The 15188-nt window shown below is 41.7% G+C and carries 13 protein-coding genes; 8 read left to right on the top strand and 5 right to left on the bottom strand.

Going from position 1 to position 15188, the window contains the following annotated elements; genetic code table 11:
* The first annotated feature begins 64 nt into the window (after window positions 1-64).
* Window positions 65-1090 carry a thiamine-phosphate kinase gene (gene thiL / locus GNE10_RS06565; protein ID WP_185564174.1) on the top strand — a complete coding sequence of 342 codons (1026 nt, stop codon included), beginning with the start codon at window positions 65-67 and terminating at the stop codon, window positions 1088-1090.
* 102 nt (window positions 1091-1192) lie between these two features.
* Here the strand turns inward: thiL and GNE10_RS06560 are convergent, their stop codons facing one another.
* Entirely contained in the window at window positions 1193-2206 is a 1014-nt protein-coding gene (locus GNE10_RS06560) for a type I glyceraldehyde-3-phosphate dehydrogenase (RefSeq protein ID WP_185564173.1), read from the bottom strand.
* Between the two features lie 126 nt (window positions 2207-2332).
* Window positions 2333-2950, bottom strand: coding sequence for a nicotinate (nicotinamide) nucleotide adenylyltransferase (gene nadD, locus GNE10_RS06555; protein WP_185564172.1), 618 nt, complete (start codon window positions 2948-2950; stop codon window positions 2333-2335).
* Window positions 2951-3357: 407 nt separating this feature from the next.
* Here nadD and murC point away from each other — a divergent pair, with 407 nt between their 5' ends.
* The 4 genes from murC to GNE10_RS06535 all read left to right on the top strand — a co-directional run bounded on the left by murC (window position 3358) and on the right by GNE10_RS06535 (window position 7137).
* The gene (murC, locus tag GNE10_RS06550) at window positions 3358-4818 is read left to right on the top strand and encodes a UDP-N-acetylmuramate--L-alanine ligase (RefSeq protein ID WP_185564171.1); all 1461 of its coding nucleotides are present in this window, start codon (window positions 3358-3360) and stop codon (window positions 4816-4818) included.
* Window positions 4819-4938: 120 nt separating this feature from the next.
* The gene (gene murB, locus GNE10_RS06545; RefSeq protein WP_185564170.1) at window positions 4939-5940 is read left to right on the top strand and encodes a UDP-N-acetylmuramate dehydrogenase; all 1002 of its coding nucleotides are present in this window, start codon (window positions 4939-4941) and stop codon (window positions 5938-5940) included.
* Window positions 5941-6219: 279 nt separating this feature from the next.
* Entirely contained in the window at window positions 6220-6570 is a 351-nt protein-coding gene (locus GNE10_RS06540) for a YbaB/EbfC family nucleoid-associated protein (RefSeq protein ID WP_099069511.1), read from the top strand.
* An 81-nt stretch (window positions 6571-6651) separates the two neighbouring features.
* Window positions 6652-7137, top strand: coding sequence for a low molecular weight protein-tyrosine-phosphatase (locus GNE10_RS06535; RefSeq protein ID WP_185564169.1), 486 nt, complete (start codon window positions 6652-6654; stop codon window positions 7135-7137).
* Between the two features lie 206 nt (window positions 7138-7343).
* On the opposite strand, the gene GNE10_RS06530 is transcribed toward GNE10_RS06535, so the two are convergent.
* A complete protein-coding gene (locus GNE10_RS06530) occupies window positions 7344-8027 on the bottom strand; it encodes a response regulator transcription factor (protein ID WP_099069513.1) in 684 nt (227 codons plus the stop codon).
* A 791-nt stretch (window positions 8028-8818) separates the two neighbouring features.
* On the opposite strand from GNE10_RS06530, the gene smpB reads away from it, so the two are divergent.
* Window positions 8819-9286 (top strand): SsrA-binding protein SmpB, encoded by a 468-nt coding sequence (gene smpB / locus GNE10_RS06525; protein ID WP_099069514.1) that lies wholly within the window; start codon window positions 8819-8821, stop codon window positions 9284-9286.
* Between the two features lie 180 nt (window positions 9287-9466).
* On the top strand, window positions 9467-9742 hold the full coding sequence (locus GNE10_RS06520; protein ID WP_099069515.1) for a WGxxGxxG family protein: 276 nt from the start codon (window positions 9467-9469) through the stop codon (window positions 9740-9742).
* A gap of 105 nt (window positions 9743-9847) precedes the next feature.
* Here GNE10_RS06520 and GNE10_RS06515 read toward each other — a convergent pair whose 3' ends face one another.
* Window positions 9848-11263 (bottom strand): IctB family putative bicarbonate transporter, encoded by a 1416-nt coding sequence (locus GNE10_RS06515; RefSeq protein WP_099069516.1) that lies wholly within the window; start codon window positions 11261-11263, stop codon window positions 9848-9850.
* A 347-nt stretch (window positions 11264-11610) separates the two neighbouring features.
* Window positions 11611-13161: a GAF domain-containing sensor histidine kinase gene (locus tag GNE10_RS06510; protein ID WP_099069517.1), complete on the bottom strand. Its 1551-nt coding sequence runs from the start codon at window positions 13159-13161 to the stop codon at window positions 11611-11613.
* An 854-nt stretch (window positions 13162-14015) separates the two neighbouring features.
* Here GNE10_RS06510 and GNE10_RS06505 point away from each other — a divergent pair.
* Window positions 14016-15188 carry a DegT/DnrJ/EryC1/StrS aminotransferase family protein gene (locus GNE10_RS06505; protein WP_185564168.1) on the top strand — a complete coding sequence of 391 codons (1173 nt, stop codon included), beginning with the start codon at window positions 14016-14018 and terminating at the stop codon, window positions 15186-15188.

Here is a 15188-nt window from a genome sequence, read left to right as displayed (position 1 = left end):
TCCCACACCGCCTGCTTGCCCCATGCCCCATGCCCCATGCCCAATGCCCAATGCCCCATAATAAATGACTAAAGTCAAAGATATTGGCGAACAAGGTCTTCTCGCAAGATTGCACCGTTTCTGTCCACCAGAAATTATTGGCGATGATGCAGCAGTATTGGTGACAGCACCAGAGCAATCTTTAGTGGTTACCACTGATGTGCTGGTTGATGGTGTGCATTTTAGTAACCTCACCACTTCCCCAGAAGATGCGGGTTGGCGTGCTGCGGCTGCCAACTTGTCTGATTTAGCAGCTATGGGTGCTTCACCATTGGGGATCGCCGTTGGACTGGGACTTCCTGGAGATTTGAGTGTGAGTTGGGTTGAAAGCTTGTATCAAGGAATGACACAATGCCTGCAACAGTACAATACCCCAATTGTTGGCGGTGATGTGGTGCGATCGCCTGTGACTACTTTGGCAATTACCGCTTTTGGTCAAGTTCACCCTCATAGAATTATCCGGCGTTCTGCTGCTGTTGTGGGAGATGCCATTGTCGTTACTGGCGTTCACGGAGCCTCCCACGCTGGCTTACAACTGCTTTTGCATCCCGAATTAGGGCAAAAACTCAACGAGGAACAAAAGACGGCTCTCATAGCCGCACATCAGCGTCCCCAGCCACGGTTAGATGTCTTACCCATCCTCGAAAAAATTTTCAATTGCGAATCTAAAATCCAAAATCTAAAATCCAAAATTCCTGTTGCTGGTATGGATAGCAGTGACGGTTTAGCAGACGCTGTCATCCAAATTTGTCGCGCCAGCAGCGTTGGTGCGGTCTTAGGACTCAGGCAAATTCCCTTACCAACAGCTTTTAGCCATTGGTTAACACTAGAGCAGGCATTAGAATATGCTCTATACGGTGGCGAAGACTTTGAATTAGTACTGTGCTTGCCACAAGAATCAGCATTAACTTTAGTCAAATATCTTGGTGGAGGTGCTGCCATCGTTGGCAGAATTACATCAGGTTCAACGATACTATTACACGACGAACTAAAAAAATTCCCCGACCAAGTTCTCACTCTAAGCCAGGGATTTCAACACTTTAACAGTTAGAAGTTAGGAGTTAGGAGTTAGAAGTTAGGAGTTTTAATTCCCCACTCCTCATTCTTCACCCTTTATTCCTAACTCTTCACTCCTAAATCTTAACTTTATTAATTAAACCCACTTCTCGGCTACCAATTCCGCTAAATCCAAGACTCGTTGACTGTAACCCCACTCGTTGTCATACCAAGCCATGACTTTTACTAGGTCATTGCCCATAACCAAAGTCAAGCTGGCATCAACAATTGACGAAGCATCAGTACCTTGATAATCTGACGAAACTAGTTGTAGTTCGCTGTAGTCCAAAATGCCTTTAAGTGGGCCTTCAGAGGCGTCTTTAAGGGCTTGATTAACTTCTTCAGTAATAGTACGCTTCTCAACTTGAACTACGAAATCTACCATTGAAACGTTCGGGGTTGGTACGCGTAAGGCAACGCCATTAAGCTTGCCTTTGAGTTCTGGGATTACGAGTGCCACTGCTTTTGCCGCACCAGTAGAGGTGGGTACAATGTTGATGGCTGCGGCTCTCGCCCGTCGCAAATCTCGGTGAGAAGCGTCTAGTAAGCGCTGGTCACCTGTGTAGCTATGGGTGGTGGTCATCGTGCCTTTGATGATGCCAAATTTTTCGTTCAACACTTTGGCAATGGGAGCCAAGCAGTTGGTAGTACAGCTGGCGTTACTGATAATGTGGTGTTTGTTGTGGTCATAATCATGATGATTCACACCAACCACAAAGGTGCCATCCTCATTTTTTCCAGGAGCGGTAATCAGAACTTTCTTGGCCCCAGCATTCACATGCTTGAGCGCTCCTTCTTTGCTGGTAAATACCCCAGTTGCTTCGATAATTAAGTCAATTTCCCACTCCTTCCAGGGCAAGTTTTCTGGATTGCGATCGGATACGCACTTAACGGTTTTACCGTTAATGATGATGGAGTTATCATCAGCAGTGATGTCAACATCCTTTAACTTCCCTAGCATTGAGTCATACTTTAGCAGGTGAGCATTGGTTCTAGGATCTGATGTGTCATTGATGGCTACAAGCTCAATGTTGCTATTCTCTCTACCCACCCAGCAACGCGCAAAGTTACGTCCAATACGCCCGAAACCGTTGATTGCAACTCTAATCACAGTGTCTTGCCCTCTGTATTTATGCCTATATGTTGATGTCGTTGACCCCAATCATATCGCAAAGGGGGGGATCACTTATAACCATAAAGTGTTAGATCAATAAAAAAACACATAATTTATTCAGATTTATTTGGAGTAAAGATTATTGTTGGCTATATGGGATCTGACCAATTCCGGGACTAGATAACGAATTGAGTGGCCTTCTCGGCAAAACTTCCTAATCAGACTTGACGAAACTCCTACTAAAGGTATATCCAGGAATTGCCAATTAATTATATGTGAGTCTTTATTTAGTTGTTCTTCGACTTGCTTGCAGATTAACTCACTTTGAGTTATAGTCTCACCACCCAGCAGTCGGGGTGCAATTAACCAATCACACATTTGTGCTAATTCGTGTCCACGGTACCAACGAGGTAAAGTTTGGAAAGCATCCAAGCCTACAATCCAGTACCAGTGAGTATTTGGATAACAAGCAGATAAGTCGATCAGGGTGTTAATGGCATAGGAAGTCCCAGAGCGTTTTTTCTCCACTAGTGAGACAGTAAACGCTGGGTTATCTTTTGTAGCTAATTGCAGCATTTCTACACGATGCTCAAACAAAGCTGCTTCTTTGTGAGGAGGATTTAAAGATGGCACCCAAATTACCTTTTCAAGGGATACTTGATGCAAAGCTGTCTCGGCTACGAGTAGGTGTCCCCAATGAATTGGATCGAATGTGCCACCAAAAATTGCTAGTTGCTGCATCCAGTTATGCCTGGGTTTTATGCAATTGAAAAATAGTTTCATTACCAATGTACTATTGTACTCAATTCTCAAAGTAGACTTGATGCAATTTAAAATTCAGTTTCACTAAACAATGTACTATTGCAGTCAATTACAGTAAGGTAGCTAAAAATATGTATTTGTCATTACAAGAATTTCTGTCCCGATGCAGCCAAAATTTTGCGAATAATCATAAGAACAGTTCAGAAATAGCAAAAACCTCCAACCAAGGTAAAATCATTCTAAATTCGCAAAACCAGAGCAGAAAACTCATCCGGGTATTAGGCATGAATATAACGCAGGAGTAATTATGGTAAAAATCAAATTCCTGTTATGATACGCGTGTCATTTGTGATTTATGGTGTGGTGTGGTGTAAGAGGAGCAATAAATGAGTAATTCTGTAGACTTTAGTGGTAGACCATTTCATTTCATTGGCATCGGCGGTATAGGTATGTCTGCTCTGGCATACGTTCTCGCTAAACGTCAATTTCCAGTATCAGGTTCGGACTTGCGTCCAAACCACATTACGCACAAGTTGGAATCTATCGGCGCTCATATTTTTGGTAAACAAGAGGCAAGCAATCTTGAATTCTTTCGCCCCCAAGAATCTCAGACTGTAGCATTAAATTCACCAGAAAAATTAGCTACTACTAGTAACTTAAAACTGCCTCAAGTCATTTGTTCAACAGCAATTAACACGAATAATTTAGAATACAAAGCAGCTTTGGAATTAGGTTGTCCTATTTTGCATCGTTCAGATGTACTAGCAGCCTTAATAGCTGATTATTATAGTATTGCAGTCGCAGGAACCCACGGCAAAACTACAACTAGTAGTATGATTGGTTATATGTTGCTGGAAGCAGGACTAGACCCAACGATTTTAGTTGGTGGTGAAGTCAATGCTTGGGAAGGCAATGCTCGACTGGGACAAAGCCAATATTTGGTAGCTGAAGCAGATGAATCAGATGGTTCTTTAGTAAAACACGCTCCGGAAATTGGCATCATTACGAATATTGAACTCGATCATCCCGACCACTACGATACATTAGAAGAAGTAGTTGATATCTTCCAGACATTTGCCAAAGGTTGCAAAACTTTGGTAGGTAGTATTGACTGTGCTACAGTGCGCGATCGCTTGCAACCAACAATCAGCTACAGCTTACACTCAGATAGTGACGCTGACTACACTGTTACTAATATTGATTATCGTGCTGATGGCACCACAGCTTTAGTTTGGGAAAGAGGCAAAGCTTTAGGCGTCTTGAAGTTGCGCCTGCTAAGTCGGCACAATCTCAGTAATGCTTTAGCAGCAGTAGCTGTTGGTCGTGTCTTAGGCTTAGAATTTGGAGAAATTGCCAAAGGAATCGCCACCTTTGAGGGATCGAGACGCCGCTTTGAGTTTCGGGGTGAAGTCGATGGTATTACTTTCATCGATGACTATGCTCATCATCCAACCGAGATTCGCGCTACTCTAGCTGCTGCACGTTTACAGGCAAGACCAGGACAAAGAGTGGTAGCCATCTTCCAGCCCCATCGCTATAGCCGTACACTGACGTTTTTAGAAGAATTTGCCCAGTCCTTTAGTCATGCTGATTTAGTCGTGCTAACTGATATTTACAGTGCAGGCGAACCTAATTTAGGACAAATCAGTGGCGAGCATCTAAGGGCGGAAATTGCCAAGCAACATTCCCAGGTAGTTTATCAACCATCTTTATCCTCAGTGCGTGAGTTCCTACTACAAACACTGCGTCCGGGAGACTTGGCGCTGTTTTTGGGCGCAGGGAACTTAAATCAAGTCATTCCTGAAATAATTGCAACACTCCGTGAGCCTGCCAAAGCCACATCCTGATTGTGGAGTTGGCGAAGTTCTATTTTTCACCAAAGCGAATTTTCGTAACGGTTTGATGTGAATCTAATACCGTAGTTTTACGGTAAATAAATGTAAAAATTTAACCAATAAAAAGTAAAAATGACCATTTCCCAGGCAGTAGGAAACGTCTGCACAGCTTCTGGTTTGAATACAAAGAAACAACAAACAGCTAATTCCGTGGAGAACGAGGTAATTTATTTACCCAATACTGATTGTGCGATCAAGTCTCAGGCTTCCTTGTCGGCATTTACTTCTTATCGGGTAGGGGGAGCGGCCCAATGGTATGTTGCCCCTCGAAACATAGAAGCACTACAAGCAAGTCTGAAATACGCAAAAGAACACGATTTAAGAGTGACAACACTGGGGGCGGGTTCTAACTTGCTGGTGAGCGATCGCGGGATATCAGGCTTAGTAATTGCCACTCGTCATCTCCGCTTCAGCCACTTTGACCACGAAACAGGCCAATTAACCGTTGCTGCGGGAGAATCAATTCCCAGCTTAGCATGGGAAGTGGCATCATTGGGATGGCAAGGATTAGAATGGGCTGTTGGCATTCCTGGCACAGTCGGAGGAGCTGTGGTGATGAATGCAGGGGCACATAATAGCTGTATCGCAGATATGTTAGTTAGCGCTGAGGTTCTATCACCTGACGGAACCCTCGAAATTCTCACCCCCGATAAACTAGGTTATAGCTACCGGACTTCATTATTGCAAGGTGGCGATCGCATAGTCACCCAAGCCACTTTCCAGCTAACACCAGGTGCAGATCCAGCAAAAGTTATAGCAATCACAAAGGAACACAAAAAACATCGGTTAAACACCCAACCGTACAACTTCCCTAGTTGTGGTAGCGTGTTCCGCAATCCTAAACCCTATACCGCAGGCTGGTTAATTGAACAAACCGGACTCAAAGGTTACCAAATTGGTGGGGCACAAGTAGCACAACTCCATGCTAACTTCATCGTTAACCGTGGTGGGGCAAAAGCCAGTGATATCTTCTGTCTGATTAGCCACATCCAAAGTCAGGTACAAGATCGTTGGTCTATTCGCTTAGAACCAGAAGTCAAAATGCTTGGAGAGTTTCAAGCTGCTTGTGGGTAGGAAGTGGGGATATGGGGAGATGGAGAAATGAAGGAGATGTGGTTTGACTTCGCGGTAGTTGAGCGTAGTCCAAACTCAACAACAGGGGGATAAGGGAGTCAGGGAGTCAGAACAACTCCTCACTCTTAATTCCTAACTCCTCACTCGTAACTCTTAATTCCCAATACCCCATATCCTATTTACGAATGCATTAATTATTGGTAAAAAAATAGGCAAATTACTTACCGCATCTATAATTGAATTTGATTTGTTATTCAACGCACACGCGTAAAACCAATTATGACAGGTAAAGGACAAGGATTCGGCTTTGGCTTGGGAAAAATGAAGGAATTAGCTGAAGCTTTTAAGAAAGCACAGCAAGTTCAAGAAGGCGCAAAGCGACTCCAAGAAGAATTGGAGCAAATGGAAATTCAAGGAGAGTCCGGCGGTGGTCTGGTCAAGGTAATTGTCAGTGGTAACCAAGAACCCAGGCGAGTGGAAATTTCTCCAGATGCTTTATCAGAAGGCGCAGAAGTACTCTCCGATCTCGTAACCGCAGCCATGAAAGAAGCCTACAACAAGTCCACAACAACCATGCGGGAACGTATGGAAGATTTGACCAGTGGACTTGAGCTTCCTGGATTTCAATAGTCATTAGTCATTGGTCATTAGTCATTGGTCATTGGTCATTGCAAAGAACAAAGGACGAATGACAAAGGACAACAGATATTTATGACTTACAAACTTTTGTTTGTCTGCTTAGGTAACATCTGCCGATCGCCATCGGCAGAGAATATTATGAATCATCTTATTGAGCAGGCTGACTTGAGCGAACACATCCTCTGTGACTCTGCTGGTACATCCAGCTATCACATTGATAGTCCACCCGATAGACGCATGAGTGCTGCGGCTACTACAAAGTTAGGGATAAAGCTGCGTGGTCACGCACGCCAATTTCAAAAATCAGACTTTCAAGATTTTGATTTAATTTTGGCAATGGATCGAGAGAATTATGACGATATTCTTACTCTTGACCCAACTGGGCAGTATCATCACAAAGTGCGTTTGATGTGCGATTTTTGCTCTCGACACAGCCTCAAGGAAGTTCCAGACCCTTATTATGGAGGCCAAGAAGGATTTAATCAGGTGATTGATTTACTGATTGATGCTTGTGAAGGCCTCCTAAGCTACGTTACCAGCCAAAAAACAATCATCTAAAGTTGTGAGTTGTGAGTTGTGAGTTAGGAGTTAGGAGTTAGGGGTTAGGAGTTAGGAGTTAGGGGTTTGGAGTTAGGAGTTAGGATTTAGGGGTTTGGAGCTAAATTTTTCACTATTTGCTACTAGTTTTTAACTCTTAACTCCTCATTCTTAACTCTTAACTTCTCACTCTTAACTCTTAACTCCTCACTCTTAACTCCTGATTTTTATTCAACTAGACCATGTTTAATTGCAAAACGGACTAATTCTGCCCGGTTGCTGGTTGAGGTTTTTCTCAATAGGCTGCTAACGTACTTTTCCACTGTTCGAGGACTCAAATGTAGCTGATGACCCATTTCAACATTAGAAAGACCATGAGTTAACAGTTCTAAAACTTCTTGTTCTCTATGAGTCAGGGATGAGTATAAGTGGGGTTTCTGAATTTGAGTGGATAGAGAATTATGAGCATCTACTGTTTTTGTAGAAGGGTAAATTTCTAAACTGTCTTTATGAGAAAAACGGTACTCCGATTGGATAATTTGCGATCGCTCTAAAAGATTGCGGATTGCTGCTGCTAACTCTTCTAGTTCAAAAGGCTTGGGCAAGTATAAATCGCAGCCCGACTGATAGCCCAAAATTCTTTCTTGGGTCTTAGTTCGTGCTGTCAATAAAATTACAGGTAACAGACGGAACATAGGTTGTTGACGCACCCGGCGCACTAGTTCATAGCCGTTCATCTGTGGCATGACGATATCCGTAACAATTAAGTCAGGATGGTACTCATCTACCATAAGTAAAGCTTCTTGACCGTCATTAGCCGTAATCACAGAGTAGCCAGACAGTTCAAGATAGTCGCTAACAGACAAACGAGTGCCCAGATCGTCATCCACTACAAGGATCTTCAAGGGCATGGACAGTACACCCCTAGCATTTTTTTACTCAGCCCCTCCACTTCGTGACGCTGCGCGAACGCAGGGGAAACAGGGTTGGGAGTTAGACGAACACAAGAGAGAATTAGCCCCGAAGTAAGGTTTAAAGCCTTGCCCCTTGTAGGTGGCTTATTTCCCTGTTGCCTGTTACCCGTTCCCTTTTCCCTTTGATTCAGAAATTTGGTTTTACAGCTCCATAAGTGAACACAGGCAGTAATAGTGTTCTTATGTTTCATACTATGACAGGATTACCAGCTAATGACTGCCTCAGGGTTGATTTATAAAGAAAGTATTAATCCTGAGGAAGGGTTAACGAAGTGTAACTCAGCTTCTATTTCCTAATATTTACGAGGCATAAACAGCTTTGTAATTTGTAACAAGTCATTAATAAGCTAGAGTAAATGCTCACGATTATGTAAATTAATATTGATTGCAACAATAATTTTTCAGTAGCGATCGCCATAAATATCCTTTCTCCTTTGTAACCGTACTCCTATGGGAAAGCGAGCTAGCAAAAGCGTCTTGCTCAAGAGGAGTTTCCCAACCAGGAAGCCTTAGCTGAGACTCCTGTGTTTGTCCTTTGTTCAATGACCAATGATTAATGAGTAAAATCTAGGTAATTTAAGGTTACTAGAAAATTTTTAATTACAAAGTTAGAAAAGCTAAATTAGTAATATACAGTCTAGCATTTATAGAGGTTATAAAATACACCTTATAATTTATAAACCAATCCGAACAATTTTTTAAGTACATCTCAAGTACACAAATTATCAATGAGCGACAAGAACGAAGGTTACAAAGTTATTAGCGATAATCGCCAAGCCCGTTATTTGTATGAAATTCTGGAAACTTACGAAGCTGGAATTCAGTTGACAGGTACTGAGGTGAAGTCTATTCGTGCCGGTAAAGTTAATCTCCAAGATGGCTATGCTTTACTTCGTAATGGTGAAGCATGGTTAATCAATGTCCATATTTCACCTTATACAGCTAGTGGGCAATATTTTAATCATGAACCACGCCGTACACGCAAATTGTTGCTACATCGCCAAGAACTCCGCAAGTTAATTGGCAAAGTGGAACAGCAGGGTTTAACTTTAGTTCCTTTGAAAATGTATCTCAAACGAGGCTGGGTAAAAATCAGTATAGCCCTTGGCAAAGGTAAAAAGTTGCATGATAAGCGAGAAGACTTGAAACGTCGCCAAGATCAGCGTGACATACAACGGGCGATGAAAAACTACTAACACGAAGAGGTGCCTAACTACTACATCAGAGTGATAAATCCATTGCTCCCCACAAACATGTTATATACCTACAGCGTGAATTGTGAAAATCTCTAGTTTCTAGCCGCAGATTGATTTAGCCAATATTGGAACTCGATACATTAGTGGGTAACTTTGGATGGCATCAGGGATTTTTACAAGATGAAAAGTTATTTGATTACAGCTCTTGGCGCTGGCGTACTCACCTTGAGTATGGGAATTTTGCCTTTAAGTTTATCTGCCCAAGCTCAAACAACTACCGATCCTGGAACTACTACCACCCCAAGAACAACCACTTACGATCGCAACGATTTTGATTGGGGTTGGTTGGGATTAATTGGTCTATTGGGTCTAGCTGGTTTGGCTGGGAAAAAGCGTGATGACGAACCAGCCCGTTATCGTGACCCCAATACTCCTGGGGCTACTTATAGAGACTAATGGGATTTTGAATTTCGGACAATCTGCTATCGGTGGTTGACTGTTGACCGTTGACGGTTCACAGTCAACAGTCTTATGGGTGAATATTTTTTACTTGGAAATCCCTTAGTTTGCAGGCAATTCCGAGTTAGATGAATTTGCCTGGTTTTGAGCTAGAGGTGTCCAATAGCTAGCAATTAAAGCAACTATCAGCCACCAGAGGGTATTGACTTCAGGACGATACCAGACAGTATCTACAGTGCCGTGAGCTAGCATACCAAACAGGATGGCGATCGCTCCAATTAACCATAATCCCTCTACATTTCTCAGTTGTCGCAAGCGTCGCATTTGGATAAATGCTGTATTAAATGATACGATAATCAACCAAAGAAAACAGGCTAAACCAACAAATCCAGTTTCTACAGCCACCTCCAGCAAAATTGAATAAGCACTTAAAGCAGTGTAACGAGGGCGTTGATACAGCGGGTAAACTTTATTAAAAGAGTTGTGACCAGGGCCAATGCCGAGAATGGGGCGATCGGCAATCATCTCAAAAACAGCATCCCACACATTGCGGCGAAAATTATTACTGCTATCTTGTCGGTCAGCAAAAATACTAAATACTCGCAAGCGCACTGGCTCTACAAATATTACTGCTAGCAGCAATACCCCGATTAAACCTCCTAACACAATCGGTAGCGACCAAGTACGCCAAAAAGGTGGCATTTCTATACTCTTCCAATAAACTAGCAATGCCATCGCAACTAAAATTGACACCACCAGTCCAATCCAACCGCCACGACTAAAAGTAAGAACCAAGCAAGCAGTGTTGACAATAAACATGGTTAATGCTAAAGCTTTTTTGAGCCAACTTTGCCATGCGAAAATTGCCACTAAGCTAAAAATGACTGCTGGTAGGAGGTATCCAGCCAATAAATTGGGGTTGCCTAAATAACTGTAGACCCTTGTGGTTTTAGACAAAGGAGATTCCGGGTCAACCCAAGTTGCTAATGCTGTGGCTCCAAAAAACCATTGGCGCAAACCATACACACTGACAATTAATGAAATGTGCAAATAAATAACGATAATCCCAGACCGCAGGCGGGGTGACCTCAACACCCTGGCACAAAGGGCAAATAGTAACAAATACAGGCTCAAGGTTACCAAATCGGTAAGGGCAGCTTTTTTGACTGGTGATAACGCTGTTGCAATTGCGGCAATTGACCAGTAGAGCAATACCAACAAGTGAATGGGAGTGACTGAGGAAACATTTGTTGTTGGTTCATCAGATAAAGTTAACAGTAGCCAAAATCCTGCACAAGCTACCAGTAACAAACCAACTAATGTACTCGAACTAAAAGGTGCAAGGGCATACACCAAACACAGTAAAGCAGCTGCGATGGCATCTCCCCACTGTATTAAGATGCTAGTTTGCCGCCAAGAACTCAACAGTCCCACCATATAGCGGTGGACGTAACTGCTAGCCAGATATTCTTTGATCGGTAAAGATGATAAGGTAAATCGTTGCCAGACTAAATTCATAAAAAACATTGCGATCGATGAGCCTGCCGAGGCAGAACTTGGAATCGATCATAATGTGTATAGTGATAAAAAGGTAATAACGTAATAACGTAGATTACAAATTATACCAAATTAGCATAGTAAGTATTGTTTGAAATTTTTGGAATAGCTTTGTAGCAAAGGCTTTTAATCCAAAATCCTTTCATCTAAAATTTAAAATTGGTATTGGCGATGGCACTTTTATTCATAGCCATCAGTTTCACCTTTTATTCCAAAACACTTCAATAAATACTAAAAAAAAGACAGCTATTGATTAACCCTTCATCTATCTCACGGACTTTCCATTTAGCGATCGCTATCGCTTAAAATCAAACATCGCTAGTTGCTTGTGGAGAAGTTGCTAGTTGCAATGGTAAAGAAAGCACATAACGATATCCTGATTCCGGTGAACCTTGAACCAAAATTTGTCCGCCATGCAACTCTGCAAGCTGACAGCTGAGCAATAAACCCAAGCTTTCACGAGAAAGACTTCCATTGCCTTTGGCTAAATTCATATCTGAATTAGGAGCAAATAAATTGGAGTGGGAATCACTCAAGTTTTTTAACTTGTCTACAGCTACTGGTGAAATATCCGGTTGCTCCTGGCTTTCTTTGCGAGTATTGTAGCTTGCGACTTCACCTGTGAGTTCTAACAAAGATAGAGAATTCAGGCGGAAGTAGGGATCGACCTCAGTAATGCCATCTCCCAGCCAAGGATGGGACACCCAAATAGTCACATTAAGGGTATCTTCTTTATAAGAGACATGAATGCGAACAACACTACCTGTAGCCGAAAGCTGAATCACACTAAAAATTAGATGATAGAGGATTTGCCGCACCTTGTCTTTATCTAAAGGCCAAATACGGTTGCGTCCTGGTTCGATAGACAGGCGAATATCTTGGTCTCGGCGATTAGCCGCTTCTTCTAGAGTATTGATAGCCTGTTGGCAGAGCATTTCAATATCCACAGGAGCCAAATTTAGCACAATGGAGTTGTCATCTATGGTTCCAAGTTCAGTAATTTCGTTGACTAAAGAAAGTAAATAACGACCACTGTGTTGGATAATTTCTAAATATTCTCTCTGTTTACTCGTTAAAGGCCCATAAATTTCCCGTCCCAAAACGCTAGCCATGCCAAGTACAGATGTTAGCGGTGTGCGTAACTCCTGAGTTAGCTGTTCTAAAAGTTGCAGTTTCAGTTGCTTAGTAGAAACAGAGTCATTTTCTAAATGAGATGCCGCGATTTTAATTTCAGTGTTGCGTTCATCGTTGAGTGAAAATATAGGAGCTACAGGAGTATTTGATTCGAGTTTTCCTTGTAAAAGTCGATTACGCTCAAATTCACTCATGCTCCAACGAGCTATGATTTGTAAAAACTCAATATCTCGGTTGGTAAAATTGCGCGGTACTAAATCCATTACCGCTAATGCACCTAAACAATTTCCTGAAGCATCAATCAGGGGCGCTCCCAAGTAAGCACGAATACCATACTCCTGCACTAACTTACTGTTAGCCAATACTGTATCTGTAAGTTTATGCGTATCATTAATAACAAATATTTGATAACTCTCCACTACCTGACTGCAAAAAGATTCTCTAGGTGAGAGTTGGCGGCTTTGTGCCAAATGATTCATTAGTCCTAGTCTAGATAAGCCCACTGCTGACTTAAACCAGTGGCGTTCTCGATCCACAAATCCCAAAATGGAAATTGGTGCTTCCAAAAAGTGGGCAGCAGTTTGAGTAGCTTCTTCAAAAACCGGAATTGTTTCTGGTTGCCGTAAACCTAGATCTGACAAAGCTTTAAGACGTTGTTGTTCTCTTGTTTCCTGAGAAGTCCAACCATCCTTTAAGGCAAATAATTTGTTTTCAGGCTCTACCATTGCCACTGCTACCTTAATAATTTCTCGATACTGTAAATTGATATATGCCCTATTTGTGGGTTATCAATTGCTATTTTTAAGCATTCCCCAATTTTGCCTCTGACAAACAATTTTGAGGCAAAAATTTTTTACCTCTTGTATTAAGTCGGCTACGGAGTCTACTCCAGTTACTATTTACTGGTACTGAATGTTCTCTATCCTTAGCTTGTGTAGTCTCTATTACTTGAGATTTGGTAATCAGATTACGTTAGATTTTGATTCAGTCAGGGTAACCTAACCTCAAGGATATAACAAAGAGTCTATGATTCTTAATGTACAGAAGGGAAATTTCTGTTACTACATTTAGCGTAATTTTACTTAAAAACGTCTAAATTAATGTAATTTTTGCTAACAAAAATTACTGATAACAGCTACTACCACTGCACCGAATTCCAAATTCAAAATTGATGCTGAATACTTGAGGCACTGTATTGCAGAGTAAACACAGTTTTTTTGCGTTCCACAAAAGAACTACTGACATCGGTATTTTGGCTCAAAGTAAATGGCATCTGAAATATTTAGAAAATAACCTACCCTACTTTCAGCAAACTAGAGAATTTTTGTAAATTTGCAAAATCTGATGTTTTCTGGCGTGCAGAGTGTTATCAATACCAAATACTACAAAGTAGTTTATAGAAATCAATTAAACCTATGACAATTTAATGGGGAAAACTGTGCGTAATTTGAATTTTTCCATAAAAATAATTTTTTTGTGGCAAACAACAGTAGCAAACTAAATAAAAAAGTTTAAATTTATTTAGCAACAAGCTAAAAATAAACACGACTAAATAGTGAATGTGAGGAGAACTTAAATCATGAATCAAATCGCTATTAGAGTTCCTTTTGTAGACTTGAAGTTCCAACACGAACCAATTCAAGTACAACTGCAAAATGCCATTCAATCTGTTTTGGAACGAGGGGATTTTGTTTTAGGTCAAGCACTTTCAGAGTTTGAAGTGGCATTTGCAGCAGTGTCTGGGGCAGAATATGGAGTTGGTGTGGCATCAGGAACCGATGCCATCGCTTTAGGATTGCAAGCTTGTAATATTGGTGCTGGTGATGAAGTGATATTACCAGCAAACACTTTTATCGCCACCTTAATTGGAGTTTTACGTACTGGTGCTAAACCCATTTTAGTTGATTGCGATCGCCAAACAGCTTTAATTGACTTAGAGGCAGCAGCAAAAGCAATTACGCCTCATACTAAAGCGATTATTCCTGTGCATCTCTATGGCCAAATGGTATCACCACAGAAGTTATTTGATTTTGCTGATAGCTACAAATTACTAATTTTTGAAGATGCAGCACAAGCACATTTAGCTCAAAGAGACGGATATTACGCTGGTTCAGTAGGAATAGCAGCAGCTTTTAGTTTCTATCCCAGCAAAAATTTGGGAGCATTTGGGGATGGGGGAATGCTACTCACAAAAAATCCTGACATAGCTCAAAAAATGGTGCGCTTGCGAAATTACGGCGCATCACAAAAATATTTTCACACTGATCCAGGGACAAATAGCCGCCTAGATACCCTGCAAGCAGCGATCCTGCACCAGAAACTACCATATTTGCCAAAGTGGAATCGCGATCGCTTGACAATCGCTCAAGAATATGATTCAGAATTAGTACCTTTAGCAACTGCTGGCATTATCCCCATCGAAAACCAAAGTGGTGCAGGACATGTGTATCATCTTTATGTGATTAAAGTTGATGATTCTTGTCCCATAGAACGTCAGCAACTCCAAGAACAATTAACAGCAGTGGGAATTCAAACTGGAATTCATTACCCAATTCCTTGTCATCTCCAGCCAGCATTTAGCTATTTAGGCTATCAACAAGGAGATTTTCCCCAAGCAGAAAAGTTATCAAAGCAAATATTATCATTACCCATGTATCCTGGTTTGAGCAGTAGCCAAATCAAAGAAGTTGTAGCAGCCATCGCCAATGGAGTTGCAACCAACTCTCAGGAGTCATTGGTTGTTAGTCATTAG

The sequence above is a fragment of the Nostoc sp. 2RC genome, assembly GCF_014222165.1.
GTDB classification, from domain to species: Bacteria; Cyanobacteriota; Cyanobacteriia; order Cyanobacteriales; family Nostocaceae; genus Nostoc; species Nostoc linckia.
The sequence above is the reverse complement of the archived record's forward strand: the minus strand, read 5'-3'. Positions and strand labels throughout refer to the sequence as shown.

What these genes read in the sequence shown, in the direction of transcription:
- GNE10_RS06515 (WP_099069516.1), bottom strand. Translation starts at nt 11,263, where the DNA reads ATGAATTTAGTCTGGCAACGATTTACCTTATCATCTTTACCGATCAAA.
- thiL (WP_185564174.1), top strand. Translation starts at nt 65, where the DNA reads ATGACTAAAGTCAAAGATATTGGCGAACAAGGTCTTCTCGCAAGATTG.
- smpB (WP_099069514.1), top strand. Translation starts at nt 8,819, where the DNA reads ATGAGCGACAAGAACGAAGGTTACAAAGTTATTAGCGATAATCGCCAA.
- GNE10_RS06510 (WP_099069517.1), bottom strand. Translation starts at nt 13,161, where the DNA reads ATGGTAGAGCCTGAAAACAAATTATTTGCCTTAAAGGATGGTTGGACT.
- murB (WP_185564170.1), top strand. Translation starts at nt 4,939, where the DNA reads ATGACCATTTCCCAGGCAGTAGGAAACGTCTGCACAGCTTCTGGTTTG.
- GNE10_RS06535 (WP_185564169.1), top strand. Translation starts at nt 6,652, where the DNA reads ATGACTTACAAACTTTTGTTTGTCTGCTTAGGTAACATCTGCCGATCG.
- nadD (WP_185564172.1), bottom strand. Translation starts at nt 2,950, where the DNA reads ATGCAGCAACTAGCAATTTTTGGTGGCACATTCGATCCAATTCATTGG.
- GNE10_RS06530 (WP_099069513.1), bottom strand. Translation starts at nt 8,027, where the DNA reads ATGCCCTTGAAGATCCTTGTAGTGGATGACGATCTGGGCACTCGTTTG.
- GNE10_RS06540 (WP_099069511.1), top strand. Translation starts at nt 6,220, where the DNA reads ATGACAGGTAAAGGACAAGGATTCGGCTTTGGCTTGGGAAAAATGAAG.
- GNE10_RS06520 (WP_099069515.1), top strand. Translation starts at nt 9,467, where the DNA reads ATGAAAAGTTATTTGATTACAGCTCTTGGCGCTGGCGTACTCACCTTG.
- GNE10_RS06505 (WP_185564168.1), top strand. Translation starts at nt 14,016, where the DNA reads ATGAATCAAATCGCTATTAGAGTTCCTTTTGTAGACTTGAAGTTCCAA.
- murC (WP_185564171.1), top strand. Translation starts at nt 3,358, where the DNA reads ATGAGTAATTCTGTAGACTTTAGTGGTAGACCATTTCATTTCATTGGC.